Here is a 14,611-nt window from a genome sequence, read left to right as displayed (position 1 = left end):
GGGGGGCCAGGCGCTGGGGGGTGAACCTCCCGAGCGAACGAGTCAGTCGGACCTGGAGGACTTGAAGGTGCGAGCGGAAGCCGGTTCGGGGGAACCGGGGCGCGACCGGGGGGACGCGACGCTCACGCCCACGAGGCAGCCGGGAACGACGTTGAAGTGACCTGATGGGCTCATGGCGTGGGGGGAACCCCAGCCGGGGGGCTGGGATGCGACGGGGGTCGCACCCTTCCGCGCCATGAGTCCGCCAGGACGAGCACCTGGATGCCGAAAAGGCCCGAGGGCCTCGGACCGTTGGGGGACGGTCCGAGGCCCTCTCTTTTTGCGGGCTACGGCCGCGTCTTCGTCTTCTTCAGCGAGTCCTTCGCCTGCTGGGCCACGTGGTCGGCGGTGAAGCCGAACTTCTGCTGCAGCGCCTTGATGGGCGCGGAGGCGCCGAAGCTGCGCATGGCGACGATGTTGCCGTCATGCCCCACGAAGCGCTCCCAGCCGAAGGTGGCGCCCTTCTCCACCGCGACGCGGGCGCGCACGGACGGAGGCAGCACGTTGTCCCGGTACTCCTGGGACTGCGCCTCGAATAGCTCCCACGACGGCAGGCTGACCACGCGCGCCGGGATGCCGTCCGCCTTGAGCTTCTCCTGGGCGTCCAGGCACAGCGACACCTCGCTGCCGGTGCCGATGAGGATGACCTCCGGCTTGCCGCCCTCCGCCTCGGACAGCACGTAGCCGCCGCGAGCCACGCCAGACGCCGCGCCGAACTTGCTGCGGTCCAGCGTGGGCACAGGCTGGCGCGTGAGCACCAGCACCACCGGGTGCTTGTGCTGCTGGGCAATCACCCGCCACGACTCGACCACCTCGTTGGCGTCACCGGGGCGCAGCACGATGATGCCGGGAATCGCGCGCAGCGACGCCAGCTGCTCCACCGGCTGGTGCGTGGGGCCGTCCTCGCCCACGCCAATGGAGTCGTGGGTGAAGATGTGGATGGCGGGCAGCTCCATCAGCGCGGACAGGCGGATGGCGGGGCGCTCGTAGTCACTGAAGATGAGGAACGTGGCGCCGTAGCCGCGCAGCTTGCTCAGGCACAGGCCGTTGACGATGGAGCCCATCGCGTGCTCGCGCACGCCGAAGTGGATGTTGCGCCCCGCGTACGCGCCCGGCTTCATCGCCTCCCCGCCGGTGATGTACGTCTTCGTGGACGGGTTGAGGTCCGCCGAGCCGCCCACCAGCCACGGGTAGTGCTTGGCGATGGCGTTGAGCACCTTGCCGCTGGAGTCGCGCGTGGCCAGTCCCTTGGCGTCGGCGGGGAACGTCGGCAGCTCCGCGTCCCAGCCCTGGGGCGCGTCGCGGCGCTGCATGCGCTCCAACTGGTCGGCCAGCTCGGGGAACTGCTTGCGGTACTCGGCGAACTTCTGCTCCCACTCCGTGCGCAGCTGCTTGCCCCGAGCGCCCATGCGCTCCTGGAAGCGCTCGCGCACGCCGTCGGGCACCAGGAACTTCTCGTCCTCGGGCCAGCCGTAGAAGCGCTTGGTGCCCTTGATTTCCTCGTCGCCCAGCGGCTCACCGTGGGCCTTGGAGGAGCCCTGGAGCTTGGGCGCGCCGTAGGCAATCTGGGTGGTGACGATGATGAGCGTGGGCTTGCCGCGCGCCGTCTTGAAGGTGCGCAGCGCCTCACCCATGGCGTTCAAATCGTTGGCGTCCGGCACGTGCAGCACGCGCCAGCCGTAGGCCTCGAAGCGCCGGCCCACGTCCTCGGTGAAGGCCAGGTCGGTGCTGCCGTCGATGGAGATGTGGTTGCTGTCGTAGATCCAGCACAGGTTGGGCAACTGGAGGTGGCCGGCGATGGACGCCGCCTCGGACGCCACGCCTTCCATCAGGTCGCCGTCGCCGCAGATGGCGTAGACGTCGTAGCCGAACATCTCGAAGCCGGGGCGGTTGTAGTAGCTCGCGAGCCAGCGGCTGGCCATGGCCATGCCCACGCTGTTGGACACGCCCTGGCCCAGGGGGCCGGTGGTCGTCTCCACGCCGCTGGTCCACCGGTACTCGGGGTGGCCCGGGGTGGACGAGTCGAGCTGCCGGAACTTCTTGATGTCCTCGAGCGACACGGTGGGCGCGTCCTCGACGGTGTACTCCCGCGTGACGCGCTTCACCCCGGCCAGGTGGAGCAGCGCGTACAGCAGCATGGAGGCATGGCCGTTGGACAGGATGAACCTGTCCCGGTCCGGCCAGATGGGGTGGGACGGGTCATACCGGAGCTCCTGCTGCCAGAGCTGGTACGCCACGGGGGCCAGGGACATGGGAGCCCCCGGGTGGCCCGAGTGGGCCTGCTGTACCGCATCCATGGCGAGGGTGCGGATGGTGTTGATGGCCAGCACGTCCTGCTTGTCGGTTGTCATGGTGTCCTCGCGGTCCCGCTCGCGTGCGCGCGCACCATGCCGCAAGTGACGCTCCAGGTGCTGCACCAAATGCGCTGGGGCTTGCCCGGCCGTCCGCCAGTCCACGGGCACACCCGGAATTCCTGCCCTGGGGGGCACGGGAATGAATCCCGCGCGCCCAGGGGACACGCCTCAGCGCCGCGCCGCCGCGCCCCTCACGGTGCGGCCCCGTGTCAGGTGCGTGACGGCTTCACCCAGGCCCTCCACCGTCAGGGCGAACATGGGGAAGATGCGGGCAATCACGGAGATGGTCCCCGTGCGCCACGTGCCCATGGGCTCCGGGTTGAGCCACACGTTGCGCTCGAAGTGCTGCGCCAACTGCATCAGCCACGTCAGCCCTTCCAGCCCGTCCGTCTTGTAGTGCCCCTGCGCGTCGGTGCGGATGGACAGCTCGTAGGGCGCCATGGAGGCATCCCCCACCATCACCAGCTTGTGGTGCCGTCCCACCTGGGCCACCAGCTCCGGCACCGTGATTCCGCCAGTGAGCTGCGGCGTGGCGTAGAGCTTCCCGTAGACGCAGTTGTGGAAGTAGTAGGTGCGCAGTTCCTTGAAGTGCGTCGCCTGGCTGGCCACGCTGAACAGCCGGCTCACCAGCGCCGCGTACGGGTCCATGGAGCCGCCCACGTCCATGGCCAGCACCACGCGCGTGTTGGGCCGGCGCGGCGGCCGCGTCACCACCTCCAGCTCGCCGGCGTTGCGCGCGGTGGCGGCGATGGACTCGTCCACGTCCAGCTCGTCCGGCGCGCCGTCCCGGGCGAAGGCGCGCAGCTTGCGCAGCGCCACCGCCATCTGCCGGGTGTCCAGCACCACGTCGTCGCGGTAGCCGGCGTACTTCCGGGCGCCGGCCTGCATCAGCGCGCGGCCCTGGCGGTTGCCCGCGCCGCCGCCCACGCGGATGCCCTCGCGGCCGAAGCCGTTGTTGCCGAAGGGAGACGTACCGCCGGTGCCCACCCAGCGGTTGCCGCCGTCGTGGCGCTCCTTCTGCTCGCGCAGGCGCTCCTCGAACAGCCGGCGAATCTCCTCCGGGTCCAGCTGCTCCAGCAGGGCGACCTCCTCGGGGATCAGGTCGGGCCGCTCGCGGGCCTCCTCCAGCCAGTTGAGCAGCTCCTGCGTCAGCTCCAGGCTCGCCGACTCCACGCCCTGGAAGTGCGCGAGGAAGGCTTGGTCGAACGCATCCAGCTGCGTCTCCGAGTGCACGAGCAGCGCCCGGGCCACATGGTAGAAGCCGTCCAGGTGGCTGTCGTGCAGGCCCGCTCGCAGCGCGCCAGCCAGCGCCAGCGCCTCCTGGGCGCCGACCTTCAGTCCGCGCCGGCGCAGCTCGTAGAAGAAGGGCAGGAACATGGCAGCGCCTCGTTAGGCCCGGGGACGGCGCCCGCGCCCGAAGGCCTCCGCCACGGAGACCAGGTCCTGCTCCTTCTTCAGCAGCGCGCCCAGGAAGGGGAGCTGCTCGTCCAGCTTGATGTCATTGACGCCCTGGGCCTTGAGCACGGCAATCCAGTCGATGAGCTCGCTGGTGGAGGGCTTCTTGCGCAGGCGGGTGAAGCTGCGCAGCTCGTAGAAGACCTTCAGCGCCTGCTCGGACAGCGCGCTGTCCAGGCCCGGGTGGTGCACGCCGACGATACGGCGCATCAGCTCCGCGTCCGGGAAGTCGATGAAGTGGAACACGCACCGGCGCAGGAAGGCGTCGGGCAGCTCCTTCTCGTTATTGGATGTAATCACCACCACGGGGCGGTGTTTCGCCACCACCTCGTCACCCGTCTCGGTGACGCGGAAGCGCATCCGGTCCAGCTCGTGGAGCAGGTCGTTGGGGAACTCCAGGTCCGCCTTGTCCACCTCGTCGATGAGCAGCACCACGCGCTCGGGGGAGGAGAAGGCCTCGCCCAGCGGCCCCTGGCGGATGTACTTGCGGATGTCTCGCACGTCCCCGTCGTTGAAGCGCGAGTCATACAGGCGTTGCACGGTGTCGTAGACGTAGAGGCCGTCCTGCGCGCGGGTGGTGCTCTTCACGTGCCAGGTGATGAGCCGGTGCCCCAGGGCCTCGGCGATGGCCTCCGCCAGCAGCGTCTTGCCGGTGCCGGGCTCGCCCTTCACCAGCAGGGGGCGCTGGAGGGTGAGCGCGCAGTTGACCGCGGCCTGGAGGCTCTCGTGGGTCAGGTAGGTGTCGGTGCCTTTGAAGCGGACGGGAGTGGGCGCCTGGCTCATGCTCCATCCCTTTAACACCCGCCGCGTTGTCTGGGGGGCTCACGTACCCGGGGCTCCGGAAACGTCAGACCCGAACGGCAAGCTCGTTCGTATGTCTCGGGCAGAGGCAGCCGGGCGGGCTCTCGGGGAGGAGACCCGCGGGGTTGGCCGGCATTCACGTCCGTCACTTGCTTCGAGGAGGCGCCATGGGTCACCTGTTTGTTCCAGCACTGTTGCTCGTGGGAGCTTTCTCCCTGGCGGCGCGCACCTGCGGGACGGCCGCCGTCAGCCGGCCGCCCGAACTCCAGCGGGAGCGCCCGGAGCGCGTCCTCCCTCGGGCCGAGCCGCCAGCCACCGTCAGCGTCCGGGGGTAGACGCTGCTCTGGCGGGAGGGGCCGACCTCACGGGATGTATGGCTTCGCCCGCCGGTCAACGATTGGTGCGAGCCAAGCACAGGTTTTCACACCGGTTTCCCGGGGCCCGGTGTATTCTCCCGAGCAATGTCCATTGCGAATGCTCTTGGCGAAGTCTTCCGGCGCGAACTCGATGCGCAGTTGGTGCCGTTGCAGCAGGCGGTCCGGCGCATGGAGGAAGGCCTGGAGGCCCTGGAGTTGCTGCGCGAGGTGACGCACCGGTTGGCGCCGCTGACCAGTCGTCTCGGCGCCATGGCGGGAGTGCGGACGCCCACGGAGCTGCCCGCGTCCACGCGCGGAGGCCGCAAGCAGGTGGTCGCGGCGCCAAAGGGCCGCGCAGCCGTGGGCCGGCCCGTGGCCGCGAAGCCGGTCGTCAGTCAGGCGCGCGCGGAGGAGGGCACCCGGGCGTGCGCCGTCATCGGTTGCGAGCGCCCCAGCCGTTCCAAGGGGTACTGCTCGGCGCACTACCAGAAGCTGCGGTTGCTGATGCGGACCAACCGCCGGCCGTCGGCGTGGAAGGACGACGCGCTTCCGCAATCGGTGGCGGACGTGACGCTGCCGCGTGGCCGCGCCGCCAGCAAGGCGCTGCGTGAGGGGGGCGCCAGGAAGAAGGCCCCGGCGAAGGCCCCGGCCCCCGTGGTGGCGGCGCCGCCGCCCGCCGAGGAGAAGGCGCCGGCCGCCGCGAAGAAGTCAGCGGGTCGGAAGGCCGCGGGCGCGAAGAAGGCCGCACGGGCGAAGAAGGCCCCGGCCGTCGCGAAGAAGTCGGTGGCCAAGAAGGCGCCGGCTGCGAAGAAGGCCGCGGCCAAGGGTGGGCGCCAGGTCAAGACCACCAAGGTGAAGGCCGGAGCCGGCAAGCGCAAGAAGGGCCGGTCTTCCTCCCAGGGCTCGCTGTTCTGATTCGAGTGCCGCGCTCCGCGGATTCCCTCGGGCCTTCGGGCCCGAGCGGCTCAAGTGGAATCCAGGGAGCGCGGTGAGCAGGCCGGACGAGCGACCGGTTCCCGGACATCTCCCTTCGAGTCTCCGTTGACAGTGGCGGGGCGGGGATGGGATTCGGCCCGGCATGAGCGAGCAAGGTTATCCGGTCACCGTGGCGGTGCGTCGTCCCGACGGGCGGGTGGAGCAGGTGCGTGTGGGCACGGCGTTCAAGAGCGGCGAGGGCTTCACGCTGACGCTGGGAGAGATGTCCATCGGTGGCACGCCGGACGCGGCGGCCCCGGCGGCGCGGCGTTCAGCGCCCGCGAGCAGCGGTGGCGGCGGTGGTGGTGATGGAATGGTCTTCCCCAACTACGGCCGCAGCAAGGGCGGACCCATTGTCGGCGCCAGCATGGGCGACCTGGAGTTCTACGCCAACGGCGCGCGCCGCACGCTGAATGATGCGAGCAAGTCGCGCTGGCACGACAAGGAGCGTCAGCTGCTCGCCGCCATCGAGGCGGAAATCGCGCGGCAGCGGGGCGGCGACGCGGGTGGTGGCAACGACGACTATGGCAACCAGGGTGGCTATGGCAACCAGGGCGGCTACGGTGGCGGCCGGGGCGGTGGCGGCTTCGGAGGCGGAAGCTACGGCGGCGACGACATCCCTCCACCGAACGACGACGACAACATCCCGTTCTGAGCCGCGCCAGGTCGGTGAGTGACCGCCCTCCAGTGGGTGGGCGGCCTTCCCGATGTGTTGATTTCAGCACAGCCGTCTCATCTGCTCTTCAAGCCAGAGACTCGCAGTGAGAGGCTCGGCGCCCAGATTCGTCGCATGGGTCTTCAATCACTCATGCGCGCAGCGGCCATTTTCACAGTGCAGTGAAGTCGTCAGCGACACCTGGGGTGACATGCTCAGTCACTGAGAGGAAATTCTCATGACGGAGTGCTTCATTCGCAACGGTTGCCACTTCATTTGTGAAGCACTGGAAATCTCCAGTAATCCCAGTGGTTTCCTCGCACCGTCGGCTAGAGGATGATTCACGGATGAATCTATCCCGGTCGCCAGCGGCAGTTGTTTCAATGACTTCGTATATGGCCTGAATCCTGCTCAACCCCCCGTCGCCAGGGAATCCCTCCCATATGGCGAGACTGTGAAAAAACGGGGCCATTGAATGACACCCAATGTCTGTGTCGTCGGAGCCGGTGCCTTCGTTCCTTCACGCGTGGTGAGCAACGAGCGGATCGCCAGGGCCATCCCTGGGTGGCCGGCGGAGCGCATCGAGGAGAAGGTCGGCATCCGCGAGCGCCGCTTCCTCTGGGACATCGACGAGGCCACGGGCCGGGCGATTCCGCCGCCCGAGAATGACGGGCACATCTACCCGGCCAACAACACGGACATGTGCGAGGTGGCGCTCCAGAAGGCGCTCGCCCAGGCGGGTGTGGACCCCAAGGAGTTGGACGCGCTCTTCGTGGTGACGTGTACGCCGGACGCGCCGCACTTCAACCACGACGCCATGGAGCTGCACCGGCGGCTGGAGCTGCGCGAGGACGCGTTCGGGCTCGTGGTGGACGACGGCTGCGGTGGCACGCCGTACGTGTTGGACATGGTGAAGAAGATGATGGACGGAGGGCGCTTCCGCACGGTGGCGGTGGTGGCCTCTGCCTTCACGTCTCCGCTGGTGAACCGTGAGGTCTACACGGACGAACTGCCGGCCGGGCCTGGCCGCTCGAAGACGCTGCAGGGCTACCTCTCCATGTATGTCTTCGGCGACGGCGCGGGCGCGGTGGTGCTCCAGTCGAAGCCAGGGGAGTCGGGGGCGGAGGGTATCCTGGCGTCCTTCTCCGGCAATGCGTACGGAGACTTGGTCATCCGCAAGGGTGGCGGCTTGTTGAAGCTGCCGTATCAGCCGGGGCGGATGCGCCCGGCGGACATGGCCTTCGTGGTGGATGGCTTCCGCGTGGCGCGCAGCTATCCGGAGTACATGCAGAAGTGCCTCGACGCCGTCCTCGGGCCGCGTCCGGAGCTCCGTTCGAAGGTGGAGCGGTACTACTTCCACCAGCCGAACAAGCGAGTGATGGACGCCTTCGTGGAGCGGGCGGGATTGCCGCATGAGGCGGTGGCGTGCAACGTGGACCGCTACGGCAACACGTCGGCGGCGGGGATGCTCATCCTTCTGGCCGAGGACCTGGAAGCAGGACGCGTGCGTCTGGGAAGTGGTGACCTGGTGGTGGTGGCAGCGGTAGGCGCGAACGTCCATTACGGCGCGCAACTCGTGAGGTTGTAATGAACAAGATGGATCCGAATATCGCCAAGGAGTTGGACGCGCGATTGGCGCTGGCGACGAAAGACGACACGGCCCGCGGGCTCTTCTTCAACGGCGTGGTGTCCGCCGTTCGCACGATGGGAGGGGACGCGGCGGTCGAGCGATGTCTGGCGGCCAGTGGCGAGACGCGCTTCATCGACTTCTTCAACTACCCGGTGGCCGCCTTCCTGCGGATGTCCTTCACGGCGGCGCAGGTGATGGGCCCGGAGCACGGCGGCTTCGACGGAGCGCTGCGGCGCATGGGCGTGGTGGCCACGACGGACTTCCTGTCTTCGGCGGCGGGCAAGACGCTGTTGCTGCTGGCGTCGGACAGTCCGAAGCGGCTCGTGGGCAACCTGCACTCGGGTTACCGCGCGGCGGTCAGCTACGGCGAGCGCGCGGTGAAGTGGACGGGCGACACCAGCGGCATCTTCACGATGAAGCGGGACTTCATGCCGCCCGCCTACCACGAGGGCACGCTCCAGGCCGTCATCGAGGCGGTGGGAGGCAAGCAGGTCCAGGTGCACGGCCGGCAGACGGGGCCGCTCGACACCGAATACACGCTGTCGTGGCAGTAGCCCTGGCGCGGGGCGCGTCGAAGGGGTGCAAGCGGTGGGCTGAAAAGCCTCTCACGGTCCGGAGGGAGATACGCCATGTCGCGAAAGCTCGGCGGTGCGGTGGGGATGTTGGGTGTCCTGTTGCTGTCGGCGCAGGCGGGGGCCAATGAGGTGGTGATGCAGTTCCGCACACAGGAGGACCCGGCGAGCCCCGCGGACCCGGCGGTGTGCGCGGCGGCGCCCTTCGAGGTGAACGTGAAGCTGGGCGGGAGTGTGTATGTGCCAGAGCACAATCCCAAGGACGGCAAGGTGGTGGACGGGGGAGGCCGGCGCGTGGGCTCGGCGACGGCGTGCGTCCAGGTGACGGACAGCGCCTTTCCCGCCGGGCAGCAGCTGGATGTCTTCATGCGCTACAACCTGCCGGAGGGGCGCTTCACGGCGCGGGGCACGTGCACGCTGGTGAGCAACGACGTGCCTGCGGCGGGGCTGGTCCTGGCTGGCTGCGCGATGCGACTGGTGGACGTGCCCAAGGGCTTCGTGGGTGGCTCGGTGTCGAGCACCAGCGTCTTCAATCCCCGAAAGCTGCCGGGCTACGCCACGGGTTCGTATTACACGCTCTACACCTACCGGGATGGCCGCCAGCGTGACGCGAGCAAGGTGACGGAAGCGCATGAGGCCGAGGCCGCGGCGAAAGCGAGGGAGTAGTCGCCCCACGTCGTCCCAGGTCCGACGAACGTGTCGAGCATGGCATTCCCCGCGTCGGGCCAACGGGCGATGATGCGCCCATGGACCGCAAGCGGATGGAGTTCTACACGGCACTCGGGTACCGGGCGCCTTCAGCCGCGGTAACGGCTCAGACGACGTCCGGAGTCGCGAGCGCCGACGTATCGGAGTTGCCGCCGCTCGGTCCAGACGACCTGGGCGCGCTGCGCGAGCGCTTCCTGCGTGAGCCGGAAGAGGTCCTGAGCCTTATCCGCCAGGACTTGGGCGCGCCCGTTTCAGAGGGAGCCCTGGTGCACGTGCTCCAGGAACTGGAGCAGTCCTTGCGTGAGCCCGAAGCCGCGCTCCAAGCCCTGCGGCAACCGGCATTCCAGGCACGGGCCTCGGTGTCACTGCCGCCGGACTTCACCTTCCCGCTGATGACGAATGAAATCCCTATCGACGCCTCGCGAACCCGCTTTGAGCCAGTGGCGGACCTGCGCGGATGGCTCCTGTTCAGCGGTCGCGCCTGGCTTCACGGCGGCTGGCACCGGGCGGAGTTCCGTCGGCACGACGATGCGCATCACGCCACCCGTTTCCGCTACGAACTCCGCGAGCCCGCGCCCGGACGGCCGGTGGAGGTGGCGTTGTTCGGAGGCTTCGGCACGGGTGAGTACCCCGCGCGCTATGTGGCCCGTCAGCTCATCATGCGAGGCGAGCGGCTGGAGTACGCGGTGCACCTCGGGGGCGTGTACTACGCGGGCCGTCGGGGCGAATTCGACGCGCACGTGGCCGAGCCGCTCGAACCGCTGCTGCCAGTCACAACGCTGATGACGCTGAACGCGGGCCCGGAGATGCGTTCCGGAGGCACCCCCTTCTACCGCTACCTGGACGAGCGGCGAGGCGCCTCACGAGCGAAGCAAGTCCAGGAGGGAAGCTACTTCTGCCTGGCCTCGGAGCGCTTCCAACTCATCGGTCTGGACACCGCGTACTTCGAGCCAGGGCGGCACCAGGAGCCCGCGCTTCTGGGTTGGCTGGAGTCCGTGCTGAAGGAGGGCCGCCAGCGAGGAGCAACGAACATCCTCCTGAGCCACGATGCGCCCTACCGATACGGAGAAGCAAGGCACGCCGGTTTGCTGGAAGACCTCCGGGAACTGGCGGTCGAGCGCGCACAGGTAGACCTATGGTTCTGGGGCGCCACGCCCTACGGCGCACTGTTCGACCGGAGCGCCGCGCTTCCGTTCCTGGGAGGAAGCCTGGGGCACGCGGGTCTCCCGGTGCGAGCGGTGACGCCGGGCCTGAAGTCTCCAGCACCCGTGCGCTTCCTGGAGTCGCACGCGCGCTTCCCCGAGTGGACGGACGTGAGACCCGAACTGGGCAACAACGGTTATGGCTCGCTGCTGCTGCACGAGGACGGCACATTGGGCCTCCAGCTCCTGGACTGGCGGGGCAGCGTTCGCTGCACGGCCAGACTGGCCCGCCAGGGGGAGGGCCCGCTGACGTACCAGCACCTCGAGACGTCCGAATCGGAGCCGTGAGCGCGCGGGCGCGGCGTCACAGCCAGACGCGCGTGTACCAAGGCGGTCGGGAAGGCACGCTCCTACTCCGAGCCGGGGCGGCGGGGCGCGGCACGGTGACGTACCGGAGCCGGTATCCGTGAGGCAGCGTCTTCCAGTACGTCACCTGCCAGGGCGTCAGCACCTCGCCGTGTTTCGACTCGCCCACCGGCTGATGCACATCGCCGAGTGACTCATGGAAGTGGAACTCTGCGTCCGCGGCTTCAAGGCTCGCGGCCTCGATGACCCAGGCGTCCTGGGCCTCGTCGGCGGAGGGCTCCTGCCCCGCGTTGACGAACCGGCTCCAATCGGGCCTGGCGTGGTGCTCCCAGACGGCGCCGCCGACATCCGTGAGCGAGTAGCCAAAGGGTGTGCGGGACTGCCGGGCATCAATGGCGCTTGAAATCTCCTCGGGGGAGAACAGCTCCTGCAGCCCGTCCGGAAGCGCGTGGACGCGAATGAGTCCGCGCTCAGCGAGCAGCGACAGCCGCTCACACAACTCCTCCCGGGACAGCCGCGGATCGTCCGCCATGTTGAGCGCGATGTGCGGGTTCGGCTCCACGAGCATGTGCAGGGGCGTGGGCAGCTCCATGGCGGCCTCCAGGAGCCAGAGGTCCAGGGCCTCCACTGGCGGGCTCTCACGAGCGGGCGGTGCCATACGTCCTCCTCACTCCTGGGGAATGCCACGCTCGCGCATGAAGATGTCCAGGGACTTCCGGGCCTTCGACTGGACCTTCTTCTTCAACAGGGGCGTCCACCCGAGCACCAGCCCGGTGGGGCCCAGCGCCTGACGGGACCAGGTCCAGAAGTCGAAGTGGTCGCGGTGCCGGACAATCTTCCCGTCGCGGAACTCGAACTCGGCATCGATGCGGTTGAGCACCTTCCTGCCGGTGCCGCTGAACGTGTAGTTCGCATCCCAGTGGGCGCTTCCCCGGTGGTCATCGGCCTGCACGTCGCGGAAGGTGACCTCCAGGTCCTTGCCGCGCTCGCAGAGCATGAGCCACATGGCACCGGGCTCCCGGCGACGGAGTCCGACGAAGGCGGCGTCGGAGAACTCCACCTCAGGATGGTAGCAGGCGGCCATGGCCTGGGCGTCCCGGCGTTGGAACGCTGAGTAGAAGTCAGTGATGAGTTGGGCGTGCGGGTGCATGGGACAGGTGTAGCAGACCTGTCAGTGAAGACGTGTCAACTGCCCGGATGGCATCGTTCGGAGGGTGAAACTGGGGTGGTTCCGCTCAAGCGAACACACCGCATGGGGGCCCGGCGGGGTAGGGCCGTCGTGTGAACCGGTGGACCGTTGCCATGCGGAATCGGGCGGCGCTGAGGAGGCGTGCATGGCAGATTGCGGCCCATGGCTCGCGACATCGTCATCTGGCCCCATAAGGTCCTCACCTCGTCCACCAAGCCCGTGACTGACTTCGGCCCTCCGCTCGAGAAGCTCTTGGAGCAGATGGCCGAGTCCATGAAGGAAGCCGAAGGCATCGGCATCGCCGCCAACCAGGTCGGCGAATCCCTGCGCGTGGCGCTGGTGGGACGGGAGGACGGCACCTTCTTCGAAATCGTCAATCCGCAGATTCTGGAGAAGAAGGAGTCGGTGACGATGGAAGAGGGCTGCCTGTCCGTCCCGCGAGAGTGGGAGAAGTGCCCGCGCTTCCACAAGGTGAAGGTGCGTTACCAGGACAAGTCGGCCGAATGGCACGAACTCGAGGCGGAAGGCCGGCTCGCGCACATCCTGCAGCATGAAATCGACCATCTCGACGGGCACGTCTTCGTGGACCACCTGTCCAGCCTCAAGCGCACGCTCATCCTGGACCGGATGAAGAAGCTCCAGAAAGTGAAGGCCCGCCAGAAGGGCTAGTCAGGATGACAGGATGGCCGAAGCCGCCAGGGCCACGCGCTCCATCCCCGAGCGCGTGGCGCGATTCCGCGAGGACTACCGGCGCAAGCACGTGAGCCCTCGCTACTCCGGGCGCGCGCACTTCGCCTTCACGAGCCTGGGCTCGCTGGCGGTCATCGGCTTCGCCGTGTCTCACTTGGAGGGAGGGCGGCGGCCCCTGGAGTGGCTGACGCTGCCCGCGGTCTTCCTGCTGGGCAACGTGGTGGAGTTCCTGGGGCACCGAGGGCCCATGCACCACCGCCGGCGGGGACTGGGCCTGCTCTTCCAGCGTCACACCGAGCAGCACCACCGCTTCTTCACGCACGAGGCCCTGGCCTACGAGTCCGCTCGGGACGTGAAGATGGTGCTCTTTCCTCCTGTATTGCTGCTGTTCTTCCTGGGCGCCATCGCCGCGCCACTGGGGGCGCTGTGCTTCGTCCTCATCTCGCCGAACGTGGGATGGCTCTTCGTCGCATCAGCGGTCGGGTACTACCTGACCTACGAGTGGCTGCACTTCTGCCACCACTTGCCGCCCGAGCACCCGGTGGCCCGGTTCGCGCTGATGCGGCATCTGCGCCGCCACCACGAAGCCCATCACGACCCATCGAAGATGCAGCGCCACAACTTCAACATCTCGTTCCCGTTCGCGGACTGGCTCTTCGGGACGTCATGGCGGCCCGACAAGGACCGTCGCTAGAAGCCATGAACGCCAGGATCGGGCGCGTTGGGCTGGAGTGCAGGTTGCTCCCCGAGCGGTAAACCCCGGATTTTTCAGGTGGAATGCTCTTCCCCAGGACCTGGGTTGTCACCAATGAAGGTGCGTTGAACCCGCTGGGGCGGGCGCTGGGACGCGGCGCCGCTCAAGATCCATTGACGCGCAAGAAGCGGCGCGTTAGTAAGTGGACCCCTGCTCGCCGCCTTGGTGCCCGTCACCCAGGAGACGAACGGGAAGAATGGGTCGACGAAGTTTGTTGACCCTGAACGCGGCGGTGATAGAAGCCGCGCCCCTCGCAAAGAAGCCCGCGCACTGGCGCGGAAGGCACTTCGAGCGAGTCAGTACGACAATACGGAATACGGCGGTCAACGCAGCGAGTTGACAGGAGACGCGGTGGTGGTAGAAGCCGCGCCCCGACGAAGAAGCCCGGAAGAAAGGGCGGACGAGTCGAGGGAGTCAACGAAGCAGCGGTTGACAGGGAGGGCGGCGAAGCGGTAGAAGCCGCGCCCCTCTGGAGGAAAGCAGCGGAAGCCACTGGGCGGCGCTGAAGACTCCGGAAGCCAGCAGGACGGCGAAAACAGCAGCTTGACAGAAGACGCCGAACTGAAATAGAAGCTGACGCCCCGCCGGACGAAAAGACGGCGAGGCAGTAACGAAGAAGACGGTAGCAAAAAGTCGCCAGCAAGACAAGCGACTCGCTCTTTGAAAACCAAATAGCAAGCCCAAGAAGAAGCTAGATTGCGGAAACCGCAGTCAATTTCTTAAGACGGTGCCGGCCAGGTCGCGCTGCGAAGCGCAGCCGGCAGCACTGTAACGAATCAGCGAGTTTCAGGTTCCTTAGCCGGGCCTGAGACTGACGCCGGTTCAAATCTTCAAAAATTCAATTGGAGAGTTTGATCCTGGCTCAGAACGAACGCTGGCGGCGTGCCTAACACATGCAAGTCGAGCGCGAATAGGGGCAACCCTT

14 protein-coding genes and 1 rRNA gene are annotated in these 14,611 nt (G+C 67.7%); 10 read left to right on the top strand and 5 right to left on the bottom strand.

Features of this window, described 5'->3' with window-relative positions:
• Positions 1-326: 326 nt before the first annotated feature.
• The 3 genes from tkt to F8M74_RS35990 form a co-directional block, all read right to left on the bottom strand.
• Positions 327-2,390: a transketolase gene (gene tkt, locus F8M74_RS36000; RefSeq protein ID WP_163884724.1), complete on the bottom strand. Its 2,064-nt coding sequence runs from the start codon at positions 2,388-2,390 to the stop codon at positions 327-329.
• 171 nt (positions 2,391-2,561) lie between these two features.
• Positions 2,562-3,770: a VWA domain-containing protein gene (locus F8M74_RS35995; protein WP_141258515.1), complete on the bottom strand. Its 1,209-nt coding sequence runs from the start codon at positions 3,768-3,770 to the stop codon at positions 2,562-2,564.
• A gap of 12 nt (positions 3,771-3,782) precedes the next feature.
• Entirely contained in the window at positions 3,783-4,631 is an 849-nt protein-coding gene (locus tag F8M74_RS35990) for a MoxR family ATPase (RefSeq protein ID WP_141258516.1), read from the bottom strand.
• Positions 4,632-4,816: 185 nt separating this feature from the next.
• On the opposite strand from F8M74_RS35990, the gene F8M74_RS35985 reads away from it, so the two are divergent.
• The 7 genes from F8M74_RS35985 (at position 4,817) to F8M74_RS35955 (ending at position 11,035) form a co-directional block, all read left to right on the top strand.
• Positions 4,817-4,984, top strand: coding sequence for a hypothetical protein (locus tag F8M74_RS35985; RefSeq protein ID WP_163884722.1), 168 nt, complete (start codon positions 4,817-4,819; stop codon positions 4,982-4,984).
• Positions 4,985-5,110: 126 nt separating this feature from the next.
• On the top strand, positions 5,111-5,920 hold the full coding sequence (locus F8M74_RS35980) for a cell wall protein (RefSeq protein WP_141258517.1): 810 nt from the start codon (positions 5,111-5,113) through the stop codon (positions 5,918-5,920).
• 163 nt (positions 5,921-6,083) lie between these two features.
• Positions 6,084-6,635, top strand: a complete 552-nt coding sequence (locus F8M74_RS35975) for a hypothetical protein (protein ID WP_141258518.1) — start codon at positions 6,084-6,086, stop codon at positions 6,633-6,635.
• Between the two features lie 475 nt (positions 6,636-7,110).
• Complete coding sequence (locus F8M74_RS35970) at positions 7,111-8,223, top strand: 3-oxoacyl-ACP synthase III family protein (RefSeq protein WP_141258519.1); 1,113 nt, start codon at positions 7,111-7,113, stop codon at positions 8,221-8,223.
• Complete coding sequence (locus F8M74_RS35965) at positions 8,223-8,819, top strand: DUF2378 family protein (RefSeq protein WP_011557265.1); 597 nt, start codon at positions 8,223-8,225, stop codon at positions 8,817-8,819. Before F8M74_RS35970 ends, F8M74_RS35965 begins: the two co-directional genes overlap by 1 nt.
• Before the next feature lie 75 nt (positions 8,820-8,894).
• On the top strand, positions 8,895-9,503 hold the full coding sequence (locus F8M74_RS35960; RefSeq protein ID WP_141258520.1) for a hypothetical protein: 609 nt from the start codon (positions 8,895-8,897) through the stop codon (positions 9,501-9,503).
• 80 nt (positions 9,504-9,583) lie between these two features.
• Positions 9,584-11,035: a hypothetical protein gene (locus F8M74_RS35955; protein WP_171410313.1), complete on the top strand. Its 1,452-nt coding sequence runs from the start codon at positions 9,584-9,586 to the stop codon at positions 11,033-11,035.
• A gap of 16 nt (positions 11,036-11,051) precedes the next feature.
• Here F8M74_RS35955 and F8M74_RS35950 read toward each other — a convergent pair whose 3' ends face one another.
• Together F8M74_RS35950 and F8M74_RS35945 are read right to left on the bottom strand one after the other, a co-directional pair.
• Complete coding sequence (locus F8M74_RS35950) at positions 11,052-11,711, bottom strand: hypothetical protein (protein ID WP_216620208.1); 660 nt, start codon at positions 11,709-11,711, stop codon at positions 11,052-11,054.
• 9 nt (positions 11,712-11,720) lie between these two features.
• Positions 11,721-12,203, bottom strand: coding sequence for a nuclear transport factor 2 family protein (locus F8M74_RS35945; protein ID WP_141258522.1), 483 nt, complete (start codon positions 12,201-12,203; stop codon positions 11,721-11,723).
• Positions 12,204-12,404: 201 nt separating this feature from the next.
• Between F8M74_RS35945 and def the strand changes: the two genes are divergently transcribed.
• The 3 genes from def to F8M74_RS35930 form a co-directional block, all read left to right on the top strand.
• On the top strand, positions 12,405-12,911 hold the full coding sequence (gene def, locus F8M74_RS35940; RefSeq protein ID WP_141258523.1) for a peptide deformylase: 507 nt from the start codon (positions 12,405-12,407) through the stop codon (positions 12,909-12,911).
• A gap of 13 nt (positions 12,912-12,924) precedes the next feature.
• Positions 12,925-13,626: a sterol desaturase family protein gene (locus tag F8M74_RS35935; protein ID WP_141258524.1), complete on the top strand. Its 702-nt coding sequence runs from the start codon at positions 12,925-12,927 to the stop codon at positions 13,624-13,626.
• A gap of 899 nt (positions 13,627-14,525) precedes the next feature.
• Positions 14,526-14,611, top strand: a 16S ribosomal RNA gene (locus tag F8M74_RS35930); the annotation flags it as partial.

The organism is Myxococcus sp. CA023, from assembly GCF_010998615.1.
GTDB lineage: Bacteria > Myxococcota > Myxococcia > Myxococcales > Myxococcaceae > Myxococcus.
This window is presented reverse-complemented; position numbering and strand designations above follow the sequence as displayed.

Excerpts from the sequence above, each read along its gene's own strand:
- tkt (WP_163884724.1), bottom strand. The coding sequence starts at position 2,390 with ATGACAACCGACAAGCAGGACGTGCTGGCCATCAACACCATCCGCACC.
- F8M74_RS35995 (WP_141258515.1), bottom strand. The coding sequence starts at position 3,770 with ATGTTCCTGCCCTTCTTCTACGAGCTGCGCCGGCGCGGACTGAAGGTC.
- F8M74_RS35990 (WP_141258516.1), bottom strand. The coding sequence starts at position 4,631 with ATGAGCCAGGCGCCCACTCCCGTCCGCTTCAAAGGCACCGACACCTAC.
- F8M74_RS35985 (WP_163884722.1), top strand. The coding sequence starts at position 4,817 with ATGGGTCACCTGTTTGTTCCAGCACTGTTGCTCGTGGGAGCTTTCTCC.
- F8M74_RS35980 (WP_141258517.1), top strand. The coding sequence starts at position 5,111 with ATGTCCATTGCGAATGCTCTTGGCGAAGTCTTCCGGCGCGAACTCGAT.
- F8M74_RS35975 (WP_141258518.1), top strand. The coding sequence starts at position 6,084 with ATGAGCGAGCAAGGTTATCCGGTCACCGTGGCGGTGCGTCGTCCCGAC.
- F8M74_RS35970 (WP_141258519.1), top strand. The coding sequence starts at position 7,111 with ATGACACCCAATGTCTGTGTCGTCGGAGCCGGTGCCTTCGTTCCTTCA.
- F8M74_RS35965 (WP_011557265.1), top strand. The coding sequence starts at position 8,223 with ATGAACAAGATGGATCCGAATATCGCCAAGGAGTTGGACGCGCGATTG.
- F8M74_RS35960 (WP_141258520.1), top strand. The coding sequence starts at position 8,895 with ATGTCGCGAAAGCTCGGCGGTGCGGTGGGGATGTTGGGTGTCCTGTTG.
- F8M74_RS35955 (WP_171410313.1), top strand. The coding sequence starts at position 9,584 with ATGGACCGCAAGCGGATGGAGTTCTACACGGCACTCGGGTACCGGGCG.
- F8M74_RS35950 (WP_216620208.1), bottom strand. The coding sequence starts at position 11,711 with ATGGCACCGCCCGCTCGTGAGAGCCCGCCAGTGGAGGCCCTGGACCTC.
- F8M74_RS35945 (WP_141258522.1), bottom strand. The coding sequence starts at position 12,203 with ATGCACCCGCACGCCCAACTCATCACTGACTTCTACTCAGCGTTCCAA.
- def (WP_141258523.1), top strand. The coding sequence starts at position 12,405 with ATGGCTCGCGACATCGTCATCTGGCCCCATAAGGTCCTCACCTCGTCC.
- F8M74_RS35935 (WP_141258524.1), top strand. The coding sequence starts at position 12,925 with ATGGCCGAAGCCGCCAGGGCCACGCGCTCCATCCCCGAGCGCGTGGCG.